A 20,180-nucleotide genomic window follows, 5' to 3' on the forward strand; every position below is an offset into this window, starting at 1 on the left:
ATGCTATTTAAAGTCGATATGACCGTGAATATTCCGCTGGGATTTCCTGCCGACGAAATTGAGGAAATTAAGCAGCGAGAAAAAAAGTATTCACAACAACTTCAGCGCGAAGGTAAATGGCGACATATCTGGCGCGTCGCCGGCCTTTACGCCAATGTCAGTATTTTCGATGTGAAAGATGCTGAAGAGCTGCATCAAATTTTAATGGCTCTACCATTATATCCCTTTATGCAAATTCGCGTGGAGGCGCTCTGTCATCATCCCTCCTCGATTCGCGAAGACGACCGTTAATAAAAAATAATAACTAACCTCGCGCCGAAACTATTCGGCGAATATCCTACAACGATAAGTGAGAAATATTATGAGTAATGCATTCGTACAACAAGATGCTGTGCAACATTTATTGCGTGAAAGTGCGGGTTTAAATGCAACCGGTGGTGACGAGCGTTTTAAAATGATTGTTCATCGTCTGCTGGAAAACCTCTGCACGCTGATTGATGACTATAACGTCACTGAAGAAGAGTTCTGGCATGCGGTGAATTATCTGCATGAATTAGGCGGCCGCCAGGAAGCGGCACTGCTGGCGGCGGGCCTCGGCCTTGAACACTTCCTCGACCTGCGCCAGGACGCGATTGATGCCGCAGCGCAGCGGGAAACCGGCACCCCTCGTACCATTGAAGGCCCGCTGTACGTGGCGAATGCGCCGCTGGCAGACGGACATACCCGCATGGATGATGGTAAAGATGCGGGGGAGGTGATGTGGCTTTATGGCCAGGTTCGCGACACCCAGGGCCACCCGGTAGCTAACGCTATCGTTGATATCTGGCATGCCAATACCCTCGGGAACTACTCTTTCTTCGATCAAAGCCAGAGTGAATATAATCTGCGTCGCCGCATTCGTACCGGCGCCGATGGCTGCTATAGCGTGCGCAGCATTCTGCCATCCGGCTACGGCTGCCCGCCGGATGGGCCAACGCAAAAACTCCTTGACCAGCTGGGGCGTCACGGTAATCGTCCGGCGCATATCCACTTCTTCGTTTCCGCGCCGGGTCATAAACATTTGACCAGCCAAATCAATCTCAACGGCGACAAATACCTGTGGGATGATTTCGCGTTCGCTACCCGCGACGGCCTGATTGCCGATCCGGTAAAAGTCAGCGACCGCGAGCTTATTCAGCGGCGTGAGCTGGAAGGTGAACATACCGAAGTGCGCTTTGATTTTACTCTGTGTAAAGCGCTTAACGCCGATGAAGAACACCGCGGTACGCGCCTGCGTGCGCAGGAGTAACGCGCGGCGTTAATTCTCTTCTCCGGCCAGGCCGTGGTCGGAGAATAAAGCGAAATTGCGACTTCACCGTTTTTCTATTCCTGAATTATGCAGGAGGGCCGACTCATGCAAAAAATGTTCACCACATTAAAAGATAAAATCAACAATGCATTAATTGTTGATCGTGAAAAACATATTTATCGCTGCCATCGCTCAATATTTACCGATCCGCAGCTATTTGATTTTGAAATGAAGCATATTTTTGAAGGGAATTGGCTGTTCCTTGCTCATGAAAGCCAGATTGCGCAGCCTGGAGATTATTACACCCTGACCCTTGGGCGCCAGCCGGTAATAATAACGCGCGATAAAAAGAACGAACTACATGCGCTAATTAACAGCTGCGCCCATCGCGGGGCGATGCTATGTCGTCGCAAAACCGGTAATAAAAGTTCATTTACCTGTCCGTTTCACGGCTGGACGTTCAGTAATAACGGCAAGCTTTTAAAAGCCAAAGATGAAAGTACCGGCGGTTACCCGGAGACTTTCAAGCATGAAGGCTCCCACGACTTAAAGAAGCTGCCGAGGTTTCAATCCTATCGCGGCTTCCTGTTCGGCAGCCTGAATGCCGATGTGCAGCCGCTGGAGGCGTACCTGGGCGAAACCTGCAAAATTATCGACCTGATCGTGGACCAGGCGCCGGAAGGGCTGGAGGTGCTTAACGGATCGTCGAGCTATGTATACGAAGGCAACTGGAAGCTAGGGGCGGAAAACGGTGCTGACGGCTATCACGTTAGCGTGGTCCACTGGAACTACGCTTCCACCATGTCGCGCCGCAACTACGAAGCAGAAGGGACGCACGCGGTAGACGCAAACGGCTGGTCGAAAAGCGTCGGCGGCGGTTACGGCTTTGATAATGGGCATATGCTGCTGTGGACCCGGGTGCTGAACCCGGAAGTGCGGCCGGTCTACGAACATCGTGAACGGCTGCAGGCGGAATTCGGCGAGTCTCGCGCCGGGCAGATGGTCAACGAAACGCGCAACCTGTGCCTCTATCCAAACGTCTACCTGATGGATCAGTTTTCGACGCAGATCCGCGTGATACGCCCCATCGCGGTGGATAAAACCGAAGTCACCATCTGGTGCTTTGCGCCGAAGGGCGAATCTGACCAGGCGCGGGCGCTGCGTATTCGCCAGTATGAGGACTTTTTTAACGTCAGCGGCATGGGAACGCCTGACGATCTGGAAGAGTTCAGCGCCTGCCAGCGCGGCTATCTCGGGGAAAATCTCGCATGGAGCGACCTCAGCCGCGGGGCGCTACATTGGGTCGATGGTCCGGACGAACACGCCCGGCAGGCCGGCTTGCGGCCGCTGCTGAGCGGCGTGAAATCGGAAGACGAAGCTTTGTATATCGCCCACCATCATCACTGGCAAAACGTGATGCTGGCGGCGCTGGAAGCAGAGCAGCGGCGTTACGAGCAGTCGATCACACAACGCGTGGAGGTGGTCTGATGCTCACTCTCGAACAGGTTCGCCAGTTTCTCTATTACGAAGCCCGCCTGCTTGACGACCGCCTGTGGGATGAGTGGCTGAACTGCTACAGTCCACAGGTGGTGTACTGGATGCCCGCCTGGGGGGATGACGACAAGCTCACCCGCGATCCTCAGCGTGAAATTTCGCTGATCTATTACCCGAGCCGCGACGGCCTCGAAGACCGGGTTTACCGCATCAAAACCGAGCGCTCAGGGGCCAGCACCCCGGAACCGCGCACCACCCATATGATCGGCAACGTTGAACTGCTTGGCGAAACCGAACAGGGCATGGAAGTACGCTACAGCTGGGTCACCTACTGTCACCGGTATCAGCAGACGGATACCTGGTTTGGTTCGACCTGCTGCACGCTGAGTGAGGACTCCGGCAAACCGCAAATCATCCGTAAAACCGTGCGCCTGAATAACGATTACATCCGTCAGGTGATTGACGTTTACCATATTTAAGAGGCACTTATGACCTTTAATATTGCTCTCAATTTTGAAGACGGCATCACCCGCTTTATTCAGTGTAACGCCGGGGAGAAAGTTCTCGATGCCGCCTATCGTCAGCAGGTCAATCTGCCGATGGATTGTTCGGACGGCGTTTGCGGCACCTGCAAGTGCCGCTGCGTCAGCGGCGAATATGGCCTGGGCAATGAGTTTCTTGAAGAGGCGCTCAGCGAAGAGGAAGCCGCAGAGCGCCAGGTGCTGACCTGCCAGATGGTGCCAACCAGCGATTGCGTCATTGATGTACCGGCGGCGGCAGCCCGCTGCAAGACCGCGCTGGCGAGCGTGGGCGCGACGGTGAAAGCGGTCAATCTCCTGTCTGACACCGCCATTGAGCTGGCGATCGTGCTGGATGAACCGCTGGACTTCCTGGCGGGTCAGTACATCAATATTCAGGTTCCCGGAACGCCGCAGGTTCGCGCCTATTCGTTTAGCTCCCTGCCTGGTGGGCGTGAGGGTCGCTTCCTGATCCGTAACGTGCCCGGCGGATTGATGAGCCAGTGGCTGACGCAGCGGGCCATTCCCGGCGATCGTCTGACGCTAAGCGGCCCGATGGGCAGCTTTTACCTGCGCGGCGGCGAGCGTCCGCTGCTACTGCTGGCGGGGGGCACCGGCTTAGCGCCGCTGCTATCAATGCTGCAAACGCTGGCCAGCCAGCGCAGCACCCGACCCATCACCTTGCTCTATGGCGTGACCCGCGACTGCGATCTGGTGAAAACTGACGAGCTTGAGGCATTTACCGGTCAGCTTCCCGCGTATCGCTGGCTGCCGGTGGTTGCTGATGCGCAAAGCCAATGCCCGCAGCGCGGTTTTGTTACCGAACATCTTAATGACGCAATACTCAACGACGGGGATGTGGATATCTATCTGTGCGGGCCCCCGCCGATGGTCAATGCGGTAGCCACGGCGCTGCGCGAGAGAGGAATTTCGCCGTCGGGGTTCTGGTATGAAAAATTTATCGCCAGCCAGAGCGCGGCGGCATAAGGAGCAACGATGCGATTTAACCATAAAGTCGTGGCTATTACCGGCGCCGCGCAGGGGATTGGCCGACAGACCGCAGAGCAAGCGGCGCGTGAGGGCGCGCGACTGCTGTTGATTGACCGCTCTCGCTATGTTCATGAACTGGCGGCGGCGCTGAACGACGCCGGTAGCCAGGCGCTGGCGCTGGCGCTGGAAGCCGATCTTGAACAATGGGAAAGCACCGAGCGGGCTTTTGCCGACGGCGTGGCCCATTTTGGCCACCTGGATGTATTGATTAACAACGTCGGCGGCACCATCTGGGCGCGGCCGTTCGCGGAATATCAGCCGGAGCAAATAGAGAAGGAGATTCGCCGCTCGCTGTTTCCGACCCTGTGGGGCTGTCGGGCTGCGCTACCGTGGATGCTGAAGCAGGGCAAAGGCAGTATCGTTAATATTTCGTCGGTGGCGACGGCGGGCGTGAATCGGGTGCCTTATTCCGCAGCGAAAGGCGGCGTTAATGCGCTGACCCGTTCGCTAGCCCTTGAATATAGCGCAAACGGGATCCGCATTAACGCCGTGGCGCCGGGGGGCACCGAGGCGCCAGCGCGCCGGACGCCGCGGAATGAGGAGCTGCCGTCGGCGCAGGAGCAGGCGTGGTATCAGCAGGTGGTCGATCAGACGGTGGCCAGCAGCCTGATGCATCGCTACGGTACGCTGGCGGAGCAGGCCAATGCCATCCTGTTTCTCGCCAGCGATGAGGCCAGCTATATCACCGGCGTGACGCTGCCGGTCGCCGGCGGCGATCTCGGTTAGCGCCGGGTCGCCTGCCAGCAAAGCAGGGAGCCGGCGCACACCATTCCGGCGCCCTGCCAGAACGACCACGACAGCGCGGCGCTGAGCAGTGCCGCCGCCAGCGCCGAGGAGAGCACCGGCGTAAAGTAGGAGGCGGCGGCCAGCAGGCTGACGTTGCCGTGCAGGATCCCGACGTTCCACGCCGCGTAGCCTAATCCCAGGGCAACGGACAGCGCGATCAGTTTGGCTATCACCGGCCAGCTAAAGACCATGGGCGGCTGTTCGCTGAACAGGAACTTTAGCCACAGGGTCAGGGCGGTAAGCAGAACAAAAAGGGTAATCCCGTTTTTGCCCTTCGCGTATTTAGCGGTGACCGTGCAGTAGGCCGCCCAGATAAACGCGCCGATGAACGCCAGAATATAGCTCAGCGGGCTGGAAACCACGTTGCGGGTAATTTCATCTACATTCAGACCATGCTCACCGCCTAATACCCAGGTGACGCCGAATAAAGCGAGAAATAATCCCGGAATAACCAACCAGCTGCTTTTTTGGCCGTTAAACAGAATGGCGAATAAAATCGTCAGGCTGGGCCACAGATAATTAACCATGCCCACTTCAATAGCCTGCTGGCGGCTACCGGCTAATCCGACCGACAGCGCCAGGCAAATTTCATAGCTGACGAACAGCAGGCTCCCTGCCAGTAAATAGGGGCGAGGGATCTGACGTATTTGCGGGAAGCCGACGGTAAAGATCAGCAAAAGGCCGCTCAGGCTGTAGATCATCGCCGCGCCGCCCACCGGACCAAGCCCTTCGCTTACGCCACGAATCAGCCCGACCATGGTGCTCCACAAGACGATAGCGGCCAATCCAATGAGCGTGGCTCTCTTCTTCTCCATATTTAACCTGATGTTGGTTCAAACGCAGTCGGGTTTTATAACACTTTTTTTTCGCTTCCGGGGGATATTTTCCACCGCGCTTAATCCTAATGGAGTAACGAAATTCAACGCGGCTGACTATTAAGGGGTCATGGGTTCAGGACATTGATTTGACGCAAATAAAACAGGGTTATTGCTGTTAATTTCCACTCCCGCAATGAATAAACATCCCGCATGGAGGGGAACAATGGACGTCAGCCGCAGAAAGTTTTTTAAAATCTGCGCAGGCGGTATGGCCGGAACAACAGCCGCTGCATTGGGTTTTGCGCCCAAAATGGCCCTGGCTCAGGCGCGTAATTACAAATTGCTGCGCGCCAAAGAGATCCGCAACACCTGCACATACTGCTCCGTGGGCTGCGGGCTATTAATGTATAGCCTGGGCGACGGCGCGAAAAACGCGAAAGAAGCGATTTACCACATTGAAGGTGACCCGGATCATCCGGTGAGCCGCGGCGCGCTGTGCCCGAAAGGCGCGGGGCTGCTTGACTATGTTCATAGCGATAACCGCCTGCGCTATCCGCAGTACCGCGCGCCGGGTTCGGATACATGGCAGCGCATCTCCTGGGATGACGCGTTTACCCGCATCGCCAAACTGATGAAAGCCGACCGCGACGCCAATTTTATTGAAAAGAACGAACAGGGCGTGACGGTTAACCGCTGGCTGTCCACCGGGATGTTATGTGCCTCTGCGGCCAGTAATGAAACCGGCATGCTGACGCAAAAATTTGTGCGCTCCCTCGGCATGCTGGCGGTAGACAACCAGGCGCGCGTCTGACACGGACCAACGGTAGCAAGTCTTGCTCCAACATTTGGTCGCGGTGCGATGACCAACCACTGGGTTGATATCAAAAACGCTAACGTCGTGGTGGTGATGGGCGGTAACGCCGCCGAAGCCCATCCGGTGGGATTCCGCTGGGCGATGGAGGCGAAAAACAACAACGATGCGACGCTGATTGTCGTCGACCCGCGCTTTACGCGCACGGCGTCGGTGGCCGATATCTATGCGCCTATTCGCTCCGGCACGGACATTACCTTCCTGTCCGGCGTGCTGCTGTACCTGATCGAAAATAACAAAATCAATGCCGAGTACGTTAAACACTACACCAACGCCAACCTGCTGGTGCGCGACGATTTTGCCTTCGAAGATGGCCTGTTCAGCGGCTACGATGCCGAAAAGCGTCAGTACGATAAATCGTCGTGGAACTATCAGTTCGACGAAAACGGCTACGCCATGCGCGACGAGACGCTGCAGCATCCGCGCTGCGTCTGGAACCTGCTGAAGCAGCACGTTTCGCGCTATACGCCGGAGGTGGTGGAGAATATCTGCGGTACGCCAAAGGCGGACTTCCTCAAAGTGTGCGAAGTGCTGGCGTCAACCAGCGCGGCGGACCGAACCACCACCTTCCTTTACGCGCTGGGCTGGACGCAGCATACCGTCGGGGCGCAGAACATCCGTACCATGGCGATGATTCAGCTGCTGCTCGGCAATATGGGGATGGCGGGCGGCGGCGTCAACGCGCTGCGCGGGCACTCCAATATTCAGGGGCTAACCGATTTAGGCCTGCTCTCAACCAGCCTGCCGGGCTACCTGACGCTGCCGTCGGAACAGCAGACGGATCTGCAAAGCTATCTCGCCGCCAATACGCCGAAGGCGACGCTGGCCGAACAGGTGAACTACTGGAGCAACTATCCGAAGTTCTTCGTCAGCCTGATGAAATCGTTCTACGGCGTCGCGGCGCAAAAAGAGAACGACTGGGGCTTCCACTGGCTGCCGAAATGGGACCAGGCTTACGACGTCATCAAATATTTCAATATGATGGATAACGGCAACGTCACGGGCTATATCTGCCAGGGCTTCAATCCGGTGGCTTCATTTCCGGACAAAAACAAGGTGGTCCGCAGCCTGAGCAAGCTGAAGTACATGGTGGTTATCGACCCGCTGGTGACCGAAACGTCGACCTTCTGGCAAAACCACGGCGAGTCGAACGATGTTGACCCGGCGGCGATTCAGACCGAAGTGTTCCGCCTGCCGTCCACCTGCTTCGCCGAAGAGGATGGTTCAATCGCCAACTCCGGGCGCTGGCTGCAGTGGCACTGGAAAGGCCAGGACGCGCCGGGCGAAGCGCGCAACGACGGCGAAATTCTGGCCGGCATTTACCACCGTCTGCGCGAGCTGTATCGCACCGAGGGCGGCAAAGGCGTCGAGCCGCTGCTGAAGATGGGATGGCACTACAAGCAGCCGGATCGTCCGGAATCAGAAGAGGTCGCGAAAGAGAACAACGGCTACGCGCTGGCGGATCTCTTCGACGCTAACGGCGCGCCGCTGGCGAAGAAGGGCCAGCTGTTGAACAGCTTCGCGCTGCTGCGCGATGACGGTACCACCGCGTCGTCCTGCTGGATCTATACCGGCAGCTGGACCGAGCAGGGCAACCAGATGGCCAACCGCGATAACGCCGATCCGTCAGGCCTTGGCAACACGCTCGGCTGGGCATGGGCGTGGCCGCTCAACCGGCGTGTGCTGTACAACCGCGCGTCGTCGGATATTAACGGCAAGCCGTGGGATGCGAAGCGGATGCTGATCCAGTGGAACGGCAGCAAGTGGGTTGGCAACGATATTCCGGACTTCAATACCGCGCCGCCGGGCAGCAAAACCGGGCCGTTTATTATGCAGCCGGAAGGACTGGGACGCCTGTTTGCCCTGAATAAGCTGGCGGAAGGTCCGTTCCCGGAACACTACGAGCCGATGGAAACGCCGCTTGGCACCAACCCGCTGCACCCGAACGTGGTCTCCAGCCCGGTGGTGCGCCTGTATGAAGAGGATGCCCTTCGTTTAGGTAAGAAGGATAAATTCCCGTACGTCGGCACCACCTATCGCCTGACCGAGCATTTTCATACCTGGACCAAGCATGCGCGGCTCAATGCGATTGCGCAGCCGGAACAGTTTGTCGAAATCAGCGAAGGTCTGGCGAAAGCGAAGGGGATTGCCAACGGCGATCGGGTGACGGTCAGCAGCAAGCGCGGCTTTATTCGCGCGGTAGCGGTGGTGACGCGTCGTCTGCAAACGCTCAACGTTAACGGCCAGCAGGTTGAAACCGTCGGGATCCCGCTGCACTGGGGTTTTGAAGGGGTAGCCCGCAAAGGTTACATCGCCAATACCCTGACGCCAAACGTCGGGGATTCCAACTCGCAAACGCCGGAGTACAAGGCGTTTCTGGTCAACATCGAGAAAGCGTAAGGAGCGAATGCATGGCGATGGAAACCCAGGACATTATCAAACGCTCCGCCACCAACCCGATCACGCCCGCGCCGCGCGCGCGGGATTTTAAGGCGGAAGTGGCGAAGCTGATCGATGTCTCCTCCTGCGTAGGCTGTAAAGCCTGCCAGGTGGCCTGTTCCGAGTGGAACGATATCCGCGATGAGGTTGGGCACTGCGTCGGGGTGTACGACAACCCCGCCGATCTGAGCGCCAAATCCTGGACGGTAATGCGCTTTAGCGAAACCGAACAGAACGGCAAGCTGGAGTGGCTGATACGCAAAGACGGCTGCATGCACTGCGAGGACCCGGGCTGCCTGAAGGCGTGCCCGTCCGCCGGGGCGATTATTCAGTACGCTAACGGCATCGTCGACTTTCAGCAGGAGAACTGCATCGGCTGCGGCTACTGCATCGCCGGGTGCCCCTTTAACGTCCCGCGCCTCAATAAAGAGGATAACCGGGTCTATAAGTGCACCCTGTGCGTTGACCGGGTCAGCGTCGGCCAGGAACCGGCCTGCGTGAAAACCTGCCCAACCGGCGCGATTCACTTCGGCAGCAAGAAAGAGATGCTGGAAGTGGCCAACGAGCGCGTGGAAAAGCTGAAGAAACGCGGCTATCCCCATGCCGGGGTGTATAACCCGCCGGGCGTCGGCGGCACCCACGTGATGTACGTGCTGCATCATGCGGACCAGCCGGAGCTGTACCACAACCTGCCGAAAGAGCCGCAGATCGATACGTCGATCAACCTGTGGAAAGGCGCGCTGAAGCCGCTCTCGGCGGTCGGGTTTATCGCCACCTTTGCCGGGCTGATTTATCACTACATCGGGATTGGGCCGAATAAAGAAGCGGATGACGATGAGGAGGAGCATGATGAGTAAATCGAAAATGATTGTGCGCACGAAGTTTATTGACCGCGCCTGTCACTGGACGGTGGTCATCTGCTTTTTCCTGGTGGCGCTATCGGGGATCTCGTTTTTCTTCCCGACGCTGCAGTGGCTGACCGAAACCTTCGGTACGCCGCAGATGGGGCGAATTCTGCATCCGTTCTTCGGGGTACTGATTTTCGTGGCTCTGATGTTTATGTTTGTGCGTTTTGTCCATCACAATATTCCCGACAAGCAGGATATCCCCTGGCTAAAGGGCATTATTGAGGTACTGAAAGGCAACGAGCATAAAGTGGCGCGGGTAGGGAAATATAACGCGGGGCAGAAAATGATGTTCTGGACCATCATGAGCATGATTTTTGTGCTGCTGGTGACCGGCGTGATTATCTGGCGGCCCTGGTTTGCCCACTATTTCCCGATTCAGGTTATTCGCTATAGCCTGCTGATTCACGCGACCTCGGCGATTATTCTTATTCATGCGATTCTGATCCACATGTATATGGCGTTTTGGGTGAAGGGATCGATTAAAGGCATGATCGAAGGGAAGGTGAGTCGCCGCTGGGCGAAGAAGCATCATCCGCGCTGGTATCGCGAGGTGGAGCGTCAGGAAGCGAAGAAAGAGAGCTGTGAAGGGCTGAAGTAAGCGTAACTGAGCAACCCGCTCTGGCTGAAGCCGGAGCGGATCGGCTATTGGTAACAAGGGCGTCAATGGCGGAAATAACTTCGCCTCTGGCGCTTTTTAAGTTACAGATAAAATCTTCGCGCTTGATCGGCTTATTATTAAGGTTTGTCATCATCGGCGAACAAAGCATAAACGTTTAAAATTCAATATTTACCTCAGGAACTGAATAATCAATCTGCCAGTGAGCCTATGAAATAATCACGCCGTTTTATGGATAAATATGCCACCCGGCGTTTTTATCTGGTCTGCCGTTTAATAATGCACAATAATGCCGACGGTATGTTTTATAACAAGTGATTAGTTGTATGAAAAAGACTATTTTTTCGTTAGCGCTTGGCACTTTTGGTCTCGGAATGGCGGAATTTGGCATCATGGGCGTATTACCTGAAATTGCCCGTGACGTCGGAATATCTATTCCCGCCGCGGGCAATATGATCTCCTGGTATGCGCTTGGCGTCGTCATCGGCGCGCCGGTGATGGCGCTGTTCTCCAGCCGTTTTTCGTTAAAAGCGGTGATGCTGTTCCTTGTGGCGCTGTGCGTTATCGGCAATGCCATCTTTACGTTATCTTCCAGCTATTCGATGCTGGCGCTGGGGCGCCTGATCTCCGGTTTCCCGCACGGCGCCTTCTTTGGCGTGGGGGCGATCGTTCTGTCGAAAATTGCGCCGCCGGGGAAGGTCACCGCCGCGGTGGCGGGAATGATTGCCGGAATGACGGTCGCAAATTTGCTGGGGGTTCCCGCCGGAACCTGGCTTGGCCATCAGTTTAGCTGGCGCTATACCTTTCTGGCGATTGCGGTGTTTGACATCGCCGTACTGGTCGCTATCGCCTGGTGGGTGCCCACGCTGTTTGATAAACCGACGACGCGCCTGCGCTCGCAGTTTCATTTTTTAACATCGCCCGCACCGTGGTTAATTTTTGCCGCGACGATGTTCGGCAATGCCGGCGTATTCGCGTGGTTTAGCTATATTAAGCCGTTTATGATTAACGTCTCCGGTTTTGGTGAGAGCGCCATCATAGCCATTATGCTGCTGGCGGGGCTGGGGATGGTTCTGGGGAATTTATTCAGCGGTAAAGTCTCCGTCCGTTATAGCCCGTTACGTATTGCCGCCGTGACGAATGGCGTGATTGTCGTGACTTTATTACTTCTGTTCCTCGTGGGTGAGAATAAAGCCGCCGCATTAACCCTCGCGTTTATTTGCTGCGCGGCCCTGTTTGCCCTGTCGGCACCGCTGCAAATTCTGCTGCTGCAAAATGCGAAGGGCGGCGAGATGCTGGGCGCGGCGGGTGGCCAGATCGCCTTTAATCTCGGCAGCGCCATTGGGGCGCTATTCGGCGGGATGATGATTACGGCCGGTCCTGGCTGGCGTTTCGTTGCCTTACCGGCCGCGCTGCTTTCGTTTCTTGCGCTCAGTTCGCTGCTGATTTATGCCCACCATCAGCGGCGTCTGGCCTGATTAAGCCCGCTGGCAGCTATTCCTGCCACGGCTCGCCGAGGGTCAGCATTAACCGGTTGGCCCAGGCAAAGAAAGCCGCCGATTGCAGTAAATCCAGCCGGGCGAGGGTATCCAGCCCCTGTTGCTCGACGGCGGCAAGGTGGTCAACGGACAGGGAGGGAGGGGTAACGGAAATCGCGGCGGCGAAATCGATCTGCGCCTGCCATCCCGGCGTCTGCCCGTCGCTTAACTGCTCTCCCGGCGTCACCGCCAGCAGCGTCTCTATCGCCGTTTCATCTTTAGCCAGCTGTGCCGCTTTGCGCGCATGCACCGAGGCGCAATAAATACAGCCGTTGATTTTGCTCGCCACCGTTGCCGCCAGCTCGCGCTCAGCGCGCGGCAGGCCGCCGGGAGTATAAAAGATCCCTTTGTCGGTTAACGTACGCTGCTCCAGCACCGGCAGGTTGCGCGCCAGCAGGCGGAAGTAGGGCGAATCGCTGTGGCCGAATTTCGCCAGCAGCGCCTGCTCGTCGGGGGTAAATTCCGCCAGCGGTTTAGCCGCCAGCCAGGGCTCCCAGTGCAGTTCATCGCGGGTGAAGTGCACCGGCGCCTTCTTACCGCTGATGGTTTGCGGCGAGGTATGCCAGAATCCCGCCACCGTCGGGGTTTGTGCGACGTGGATATTTTTGCCGTTAAGCAGGCGCAGCCCGACGACCAGCCGGCTCTGGAAGCTGACAAAAGCGATAAGCTGGGCGAGGGTGACGATGCCGCGCAGGCTCCATCCGGCGCGGATTAAGGCCTCAAGCGCCGACGGCGTGGCCTCCACGGGCGTAAAGGTCAACAGCCGGGCAAAGGCCAGCGCCGGCGCCAGCCGCGGCGATGTGGGGTCGGCAATGCCAAAGCCGGCGTAGTGGGCGGCCAGCGCATCGCTCTCATGCAGCTTCGCCACCCTCGCGGCCACGGCAAAACGCTCGTCGAGCGGAAAGTCGTTATCCTGCTGACCAAACAGCGTTTCATAACTTCCCTGAGCATGGCGGGTGGCCGCCTCGCGCACGGCTCGCGCCGCCGCTAAGGCGGAATCGGGGGCAATTTCTGCCAGTTCGGCCAATATATCCTGACTGAGCGTCATGGTGACTCCTTATCGTATCTGCGGGGCAATATGCTGAGCGATCAGCTCAATGGAACGAAGCGTGTCGCGGTGCGAGGGTTCAACGGAGTGCACCTGAAACGAAATATCGGTTACCCGCCGCAGGACGCTATCGCGGGCCAGCGAAGCGGCGACGTGCTGCGGGTCGCCAACGTGTGCGTCAAGCTGCGGCAAAAAATCAGTGACAGTGTCACCAATAATATCATGACCTGCGGCGCGATGCTGGGCAGCCTGCTGGCGCAGGCCGGGTTCAGCGACCTGCAGCGCATACTGCTGGCTATCGGCGACAAAGGCCGTCCGCGAGGCGAGGATCCTTGGCTCGACGCCCGCCGGCAGCGCGGCGAGATAGGCGTCAATAATCGGATTCTGGATAGCGTCCAGCGGCAGCGTGGGCTGTCCGGCCGGACGCGGCTGCGTGCGCGAGAGCATCAGCCCGTGCCCGGCCTGAGCCGCGCGAACCGCCCCCTCAATGGAAAAGGTGGCAATCCAGATGCGCTCCGCCAGCTGCGGCGCCTGAGGGTACAGATGATTATCCGGGTGCGAGAGCGAATCCCCGCGCCAGGCGCTTTGAATCAGATGCAGGTGTTCGGCAAATACCGCGCTGCGCTGGTCCATCGTCAGCCCGAAGGGTAAAAACGAGGTGGGGGTGCCGCCGGAGCCGAAGCCCACCTCCAGCCGTCCATCGGCGAGCAGATCCAGCACCGCCGCATCCTCCGCCACCCGCAGCGGGTTTTCCATCGGCAGGGTGATAATGGCGGTGCCAAGACGAATGCGCTCGGTGTGCGCCGCGGCGTGGGCGAGAAAGACCAGCGGCGACGGCAGGCCGCCTTCGTGCTCATGAAAATGGTGCTGAGCGATCCACGCGCTGTCGAATCCCAGGCGTTCCGCGTGGCGAATTTGCTCGGTGGCCAGCCGGTAGCGCTCTTTAGGCGTGGCGTGGTCCAGCAGACGGGTGAAAAAGCCCAGTCGTTTACGCGTCATGCAACCTCCTTGCTCGGGGATGAAAAGTGGGGAATCGCGGCGATAAGCTCGCGGGTATAGTCATGCTGCGGGGCGCTGAACAGTCGGCTGACGTCGCCGTGTTCAACCACCTGGCCCGCCCGCAGCACCGTCACGCTGTGGGCGATACGGCGCACCGTCGCCAAATCGTGAGTGATAAACAGATAGCTCAGCCCCAGCTGCTGCTGAAGCTGCTGCAGCAGCGCGAGAATTTGCGCCTGCACCGTGACGTCCAGCGCCGAAGTCGCTTCATCGAGGACAAGGATCGTCGGTTCAAGGATTAAGGCGCGGGCGATGGCCACCCGCTGCCGCTGGCCGCCGGAAAGCTCACGGGCGGTTCGCGACAGCAGCTCCGGAGCGAGCGCCACGCGGGCGGCGACCGTTTCGACGCGCTGGCGCCGCACTTCGGCGTTGAGGCGGTCGAAGTTTTTTAACGGCTCTTCGATAATCTCAAACAGCGTTTGCCGCGGGTCCAGCGAGGCAAAAGGATTCTGGTAAACGAACTGAATTTTACGCCGCAGCTGGCGGAGCGCCTCGCGGCTGAGATGCCCGGCATCGATACCGTCGATAGCGATATGGCCGCTATCGGCCTTTTCGAATCCCAGCAGGATCCGCGCAAGGGTCGTTTTGCCGGAGCCGGACTCGCCGACCAGCGCGTGGGTGCTGCCGCGCTTCACCTCGAAGCTCACGGCGTCCAGCGCCTGCAAATGCGCGCGGCCTAATGAGAAGCGCTTGCTGATGCCCTCCACGCGGATCGCCGGGGTCGCCAGCACGCGCCCGCTGGCCGGGGCAATGGTTAGCGTCGAACCCTGGAGATCGCTCAGCAGCTGGCGGGTATAGGTATGCTGCGGCGTACGTATGACGTCGCCGGTCGCGCCCTGTTCCTGAATCTCGCCGTGGCGAAAGACCAGCAGGCGGTCGGCGCGTTCCGCCGCCAGCGCCAGATCGTGGGTGACGAACAGTACCGCCGTGCCGGACTCCCGGCGAAGCGTATCCAGCAGGTCGAGGATCCTTTTCTGTACCGTCACGTCGAGGGCGCTGGTGGGTTCATCGGCAATGATTAAGTCGGGTTTCAGGGCGATCGCGATAGCAATCAGCACCCGCTGCTTCATACCGCCTGAAAGCTGGTGGGGATATTGATCGATGCGCTGTTCCGGGTGGCTCAGCCCAACTTTGGTCAGCAGCGCCAGCACCTGCGCTTTACGCGCCGCGGCGCTGCTTTTTTGATGCAGACGCAGGATTTCCCCCACCTGCGCGCCGATGGTTTTCACCGGATTCAGGGAGTTGCCCGGATCCTGAGGCACCAGGCTAATCCGCGCGCCGCGCAGGCCGTCGAGGCGTTTAGCGGACCAGCCGCTGATATCTTCGCCATTAATCAAGATACGCCCGCTGTCCCGGCGCGCGTTATCCGCCAGCAGGCCAATAATCGCCTGCGCGGTGGTGGTTTTACCTGAGCCGGATTCACCGACAAACGCCAGCATTTCGCCGCGTTTGACCTGAAAACTCACGTCGTGCACGACCTCGCGCCATTCACGCTGTGAACGATAGCTGATGCGCAGATGCTCTACGCTTAAAACATTCATCGGCGTTCTCCGCTAAATTGACGGCTAATACGGTTGGCGGCGAGCACGACCGCAATCACCGCAATACCGGGCAGGGTGGTCAGCCACCAGGCGGTGGAGAGATAGTTGCGGCCTTCGGCGATCAGCAGACCCCACTCCGGGACCGGCGGCGGCGTGCCGTAGCCGAGAAAGCTCAGGGTCGAGAGCGCCAGAATGGCCTGGCCGAACTGGAGGGTGGCAAAGGCCAGCACCGCGGTGAGCGAGTTGGGCAGAATATGCCGCCAGAAAACGGCGAAAAAGGTGCCGCCGCTGCCGTAGGCCGCTTCGACGAAGTCGCTGTGGCGTACGCGGACCACCTCCGCTCGCGCCAGGCGGGCAAAGCTGGCGACGGCCGCCGCGCCGACCGCGACGGCGGCGTTGAGCGTGCCGAAACCGAGTAGAATGATGACCGTCAGCGACAGCAATAAAGAGGGGATCGCCAGCAGCACGTCGACCAGGCGCATGATTGCCGACTCCACGCGTCCCGCCAGCGCGCCGGCCAGCGTGCCCAGCGCGGTACCGATAAACAGGCCGATCGCCACCGCCGCCAGCGCGGCGGAAAGAGAATGAACGGCGCCGAAGACGATGCGGCTCCACAGATCGCGGCCCAGCTGGTCGGTTCCCAACCAGTGGCCGGCCTGCGGGGCCAGCCGCCGGGCGCCGGGGAACCCTTCCAGCGGGCTATAGTCGGTAAACAGCTGCGGAGCGATAGCCATCAGCGCGGCAACGATCATCACCGCCCAGGCCAGAAGCAGACCGGGCTGAACGCGCCGCGTACGCCAGTTTGACGTGCGGCGGCGCGCGGCGGTTGCGTAATCCACCAGGCTCATACGGCACCTCCGATAACGGTTTTCAGGCGCGGGTCGAACAGCGGCATCAGCAGGTCGACCAGCAGATTAATCAGCACGAAACCGAGGGCAGAGATCATCACCACCGCCTGCAGTACCGCGATATCCTGATTATTGACGGCCTGCTGCGTCAGCAGCCCCAGACCGCCGCGGCCAAACACGGTTTCGGTAATCAGCGCGCCGGCGATCAGTTCCCCCAGCAGCAGACCGGCGATGTTGAGCACCGGCAGCAGGGCGTTGCCGGTAACGTGCCGCCACAGGGCGCCGGTTTCGCTCAGGCCTTTGGCGCGGGCAACGGCGACAAACGGCTGCGCGGCGACCTGATCCAGACTGCGCATCAGGATTTGCGCCAGCGGAGCGGAAATCGGCACCGCGACGGCAATAATGGGCAAAATCAGCCCCTCAATCGGCCCGGGATTGATCACCGGGATCCAGCGCAGCTGAAAGGAGAAAATCTGAATCAGGGCGATGCCGAGCCAGAACGTCGGCAGCGAGATAAACAGCGCCGGCAGGGATTGCAGCGTGTTGCTGAGCCAGCGCAGGCCCGGCAGCCGTGAGGCGAAGGCGAGGGCGAAGGCCAGCGCCACCGCCAGAGCAAAGGCGGGCAGCGCCAGGCTTAATGTTTCCGGCAGGTTGCTGGCGATAAGCGCGCTGACCGGCAGCCCGGCCTGCAGCGAATAGCCAAAATCGCCACGCAGCATGGCCATCAGCGTGTGGAAGTACTGTCTCCACAGCGGGCTATCGGCCCCGTAGGCGAGGCGCATTTCGGCGATCTGCTCAGGGCTGAGCCCCAGATCCGGATTCTGAAACTTGATCAGTACCGCATCGCCGGGCAGCACCTGTAACAGGATGAAGGAGAGGGTAAACGCGGCCCACAGCACCAGTAAACCCTGACCGGACCGCCGCAGAAGATAGTGGCTCATCGCGGGCTCCTTAGTGCTTTTCCAGCCAGGCGCCGTAGAACGACGGGCGGCCTACCGCTTCAAAACTGACGCCTTTCACCCACGGCGCGCCGGCAAAGACCTGCGGCTCTTCAAATATCGGGATTACGTAGGCGTTGTCCAGCAGGTAGCGCTGGGCGTCGCCGGTGAGCTGGAGGCGTTTTTGCGGCTCGACTTCGGCTGAGATCGCGGTCAGCAGCGCGTTGAGCTTATCGTCGCGGAAGCGTTGGACCTTGTCGCTGGAGCCGCCTTTTTGCAGCAGCGCGTCGCGGTTAGCGGGGAAGAACATGCTTTTCACCACGTCAGGGTCGGCGCGGCCCACTTCTGACACGGTAAGCGGCGTTTTCAACGGGTCGAGGCTGTCCAGCGTACGGCTGCCGGCATCACCGGCTTTGACCGCCAGCGCAACGCCGACCTGGCGCCACTGCTGGGCGACAAGCTGGAGTACCTCTTTGTTTTGCGGCTGGGGCAGGGATTCATAGACGGTTAATGCCAGGCGCTGGCCATCTTTGACCCGTATACCGTCGGCGGCCGGTTTCCAGCCCGCCTCATCAAGCAGCTGTTTCGCTTTGGCCGGATCGAAAGCCAGCTTATCGCTGAGGTTAACGTATCCGGCCGCGGTGCTGGCGACGACGGAGGTCGCCTGCGGATAGTTGGCGGAGAACAGGGTTTCAACCACCTGTCTGGCGTCGGTGGCGTGCAGCAGCGCCTGACGAACGCGCAGGTCGGCAACCAGCGGATTATCCGGGCGGAAGCTCAGGCTGTCGTTAACGCCGCGCGTCGGGGCGGCATAGATTTTAAAGCCCCGATCGGTTGCCTGCTTTTCATCATAGGCCTGCACCTGGCGAATAAAATCGGCCTGGCCTGCCAGCAGCGCGCCAACGCGTACGCCATCTTCCGGGGTGACGATATAGGTTATGCCGTCGAGATTCGCTGGCCCCTGCTGGGCGAGGCTTTTCGGCCCCCATTGATAATCCTGACGTGCGACCAGAGCGAGTTCACGTCCCGGCTTTTCATCTTTAACCGTAAAAGGCCCGGAGCCAATAATATGGCGGGCGTCGCCCAGCTCTTCAAAATTTCGCGCCAGGGTGCTCAGGGAAACCAGCCCGGAGCCGATGGTCGCGGTGCCCTGCAGAAATCCCGGCGAGGGCTTTTTAAAGTAGAACTTAACCGTCAGCGGATCGATGACTTCGCTGCGATCGTAGTTATTAATCACCTCGGACACCGGCAGGCGGTGCGCTTTGTTACCGAGACCGTAGGTATCAAAGTTTTTGGCAACCGCATTGGCGTCAAGCGGGGTGCCATCAGAAAAGGTGACGCCAGGGCGAATCTTAAAGGTATATTCGGTTTTATCCGCGTTGGCGCTCCAGCTTTCGGCAATCCACGGTTCGACTTGTAAGGTTTTTGGATTTTGCCAGGTCAGCTTATCGGTTATTTGATTAAGAATACCGCCGTTAGGATAAAAGCCTCCGGCCGGGGGATAAAGATTGGTATGCGGCTGCTGCTCCAGATAAATTAACGTGCCGCCTTTAACCGGCGCGTCGGCGGCCCACGCGGAAAACGCGCCGCTCAAAAAAAATGCCGCCAGCGCGGGCAGGCGAAAACGGGTGTGCATGGTGAATTCCTTTGTTATCTCTTGTTTGGCCATCATCGGGCGCGCGTTTTAACAAAGGAAGTAAGGATTTGCGCTAAGCATTTGCATAAAAAGCATTTATACCCGGCTCGATTTTTAGGGGCTGGTATTTACATACCTTTCAGCTGAAACTCATGCTGAATAATTTAATGACTGAGAGATAGTCAGCGTAATAAAGGGATAGCGACGATGCTGAAGTATTTACTGATGTTGGCGATGACGGTGCTGGCGGGCTGTACCAGCGCACCTAATTTGCCCTCTACCGATACCATTATTAAGGTTAAACCTATTGAGTCGGGCATCATTGCCAATTCAAACAAATACAGCTATCGATTCTTCCGTAAAGGGGTGCCGCAGGAGTACCAGCGTTATAATACTTTCTACGAACGCTTCAATAAGGTCGCATCCGGCGTACGGGTGAATTTTGTCGTGAAACAGCATGAGGTTGTTGCGGAATATCTGGTGGTGCTCGACAAGCGCAGGCTGGATGCCAGTCAGCTAAGTCTGTTAACCAGCCAGTATCACGCGACCGCGCTGGACAACGACCATCTTGGCGTACTGTTTAAAGCGACCGGTTTCTGGTCAACCGTTGATCCCAATGAGCTGGATGACGCTTATCGCCTTGCCAGACCCGTCGTCGTGTCAATTAACGATAAAACGCAGACCATTAGCCCTCTGGGAGAGATCGCCCTGATTCCGCTGGTGCCGCTATTTCCGCTGGTGATGATGTACGGTTGCGCAACGGGGCCGTGCGTGTAAAGGGACA

The 20,180-nt window shown here is 58.5% G+C and carries 18 protein-coding genes; 11 read left to right on the plus strand and 7 right to left on the minus strand.

The features are described 5' to 3' along the window. From catC to benD, 6 genes are all read left to right on the plus strand, one after another. Positions 1-291, plus strand: coding sequence for a muconolactone Delta-isomerase (gene catC, locus ABLU88_RS08645; protein WP_348836319.1), 291 nt, complete (start codon positions 1-3; stop codon positions 289-291). A gap of 70 nt (positions 292-361) precedes the next feature. Beyond that, positions 362-1,288, plus strand: coding sequence for a catechol 1,2-dioxygenase (gene catA / locus ABLU88_RS08650; RefSeq protein ID WP_046878381.1), 927 nt, complete (start codon positions 362-364; stop codon positions 1,286-1,288). A 105-nt stretch (positions 1,289-1,393) separates the two neighbouring features. Next, positions 1,394-2,776 (plus strand): Rieske 2Fe-2S domain-containing protein, encoded by a 1,383-nt coding sequence (locus ABLU88_RS08655; RefSeq protein WP_046878380.1) that lies wholly within the window; start codon positions 1,394-1,396, stop codon positions 2,774-2,776. Further along, positions 2,776-3,261 carry an aromatic-ring-hydroxylating dioxygenase subunit beta gene (locus tag ABLU88_RS08660; RefSeq protein ID WP_025108250.1) on the plus strand — a complete coding sequence of 162 codons (486 nt, stop codon included), beginning with the start codon at positions 2,776-2,778 and terminating at the stop codon, positions 3,259-3,261. Before ABLU88_RS08655 ends, ABLU88_RS08660 begins: the two co-directional genes overlap by 1 nt. A gap of 9 nt (positions 3,262-3,270) precedes the next feature. Then, positions 3,271-4,287, plus strand: coding sequence for a benzoate 1,2-dioxygenase electron transfer component BenC (gene benC / locus ABLU88_RS08665; RefSeq protein ID WP_025108251.1), 1,017 nt, complete (start codon positions 3,271-3,273; stop codon positions 4,285-4,287). Positions 4,288-4,296: 9 nt separating this feature from the next. Further along, entirely contained in the window at positions 4,297-5,076 is a 780-nt protein-coding gene (benD, locus tag ABLU88_RS08670; protein WP_047723862.1) for a benzoate diol dehydrogenase BenD, read from the plus strand. On the opposite strand, the gene yddG is transcribed toward benD, so the two are convergent. Then, positions 5,073-5,951 carry an aromatic amino acid DMT transporter YddG gene (gene yddG, locus ABLU88_RS08675; RefSeq protein WP_004850709.1) on the minus strand — a complete coding sequence of 293 codons (879 nt, stop codon included), beginning with the start codon at positions 5,949-5,951 and terminating at the stop codon, positions 5,073-5,075. The two genes, benD and yddG, sit on opposite strands and share 4 nt — an antisense overlap. Before the next feature lie 226 nt (positions 5,952-6,177). On the opposite strand from yddG, the gene fdnG reads away from it, so the two are divergent. The 4 genes from fdnG (at position 6,178) to araJ (ending at position 12,266) form a co-directional block, all read left to right on the plus strand. Next, positions 6,178-9,225, plus strand: coding sequence for a formate dehydrogenase-N subunit alpha (gene fdnG, locus ABLU88_RS08680; protein WP_348836322.1), 3,048 nt, complete (start codon positions 6,178-6,180; stop codon positions 9,223-9,225). 11 nt (positions 9,226-9,236) lie between these two features. Next, positions 9,237-10,121, plus strand: a complete 885-nt coding sequence (gene fdxH / locus ABLU88_RS08685) for a formate dehydrogenase subunit beta (RefSeq protein ID WP_014838425.1) — start codon at positions 9,237-9,239, stop codon at positions 10,119-10,121. Continuing rightward, positions 10,114-10,770, plus strand: a complete 657-nt coding sequence (fdnI, locus tag ABLU88_RS08690; RefSeq protein ID WP_004120645.1) for a formate dehydrogenase-N subunit gamma — start codon at positions 10,114-10,116, stop codon at positions 10,768-10,770. The genes fdxH and fdnI overlap by 8 nt, the downstream gene beginning before the upstream one ends. Positions 10,771-11,114: 344 nt before the next feature. Then, positions 11,115-12,266 (plus strand): MFS transporter AraJ, encoded by a 1,152-nt coding sequence (gene araJ / locus ABLU88_RS08695; RefSeq protein ID WP_348836324.1) that lies wholly within the window; start codon positions 11,115-11,117, stop codon positions 12,264-12,266. Positions 12,267-12,282: 16 nt separating this feature from the next. Here araJ and ABLU88_RS08700 read toward each other — a convergent pair whose 3' ends face one another. From ABLU88_RS08700 to ABLU88_RS08725, 6 genes are read right to left on the minus strand one after another with little or no spacing between them, the layout of a single operon-like run. Then, entirely contained in the window at positions 12,283-13,374 is a 1,092-nt protein-coding gene (locus ABLU88_RS08700) for an alkylhydroperoxidase domain protein (RefSeq protein WP_148849961.1), read from the minus strand. 9 nt (positions 13,375-13,383) lie between these two features. Continuing rightward, entirely contained in the window at positions 13,384-14,373 is a 990-nt protein-coding gene (locus tag ABLU88_RS08705; RefSeq protein WP_025108257.1) for a putative FMN-dependent luciferase-like monooxygenase, read from the minus strand. After that, entirely contained in the window at positions 14,370-15,974 is a 1,605-nt protein-coding gene (locus tag ABLU88_RS08710) for an ABC transporter ATP-binding protein (protein ID WP_014229286.1), read from the minus strand. The genes ABLU88_RS08705 and ABLU88_RS08710 overlap by 4 nt, the downstream gene beginning before the upstream one ends. Next, on the minus strand, positions 15,971-16,822 hold the full coding sequence (locus ABLU88_RS08715; protein WP_348836327.1) for an ABC transporter permease: 852 nt from the start codon (positions 16,820-16,822) through the stop codon (positions 15,971-15,973). Before ABLU88_RS08715 ends, ABLU88_RS08710 begins: the two co-directional genes overlap by 4 nt. Next, complete coding sequence (locus tag ABLU88_RS08720) at positions 16,819-17,763, minus strand: ABC transporter permease (RefSeq protein WP_348836328.1); 945 nt, start codon at positions 17,761-17,763, stop codon at positions 16,819-16,821. The genes ABLU88_RS08715 and ABLU88_RS08720 overlap by 4 nt, the downstream gene beginning before the upstream one ends. A 10-nt stretch (positions 17,764-17,773) precedes the next feature. Next, positions 17,774-19,396, minus strand: a complete 1,623-nt coding sequence (locus ABLU88_RS08725; RefSeq protein WP_025108260.1) for a TIGR04028 family ABC transporter substrate-binding protein — start codon at positions 19,394-19,396, stop codon at positions 17,774-17,776. A 207-nt stretch (positions 19,397-19,603) separates the two neighbouring features. Here ABLU88_RS08725 and ABLU88_RS08730 point away from each other — a divergent pair, with 207 nt between their 5' ends. Further along, positions 19,604-20,173 carry a hypothetical protein gene (locus ABLU88_RS08730; protein WP_014229290.1) on the plus strand — a complete coding sequence of 190 codons (570 nt, stop codon included), beginning with the start codon at positions 19,604-19,606 and terminating at the stop codon, positions 20,171-20,173. The last annotated feature ends 7 nt before the right edge of the window (positions 20,174-20,180 follow it).

The organism is Klebsiella sp. GW_Kp182, from assembly GCF_040062275.1.
In the GTDB taxonomy this organism is placed as follows: domain Bacteria; phylum Pseudomonadota; class Gammaproteobacteria; order Enterobacterales; family Enterobacteriaceae; genus Klebsiella; species Klebsiella michiganensis.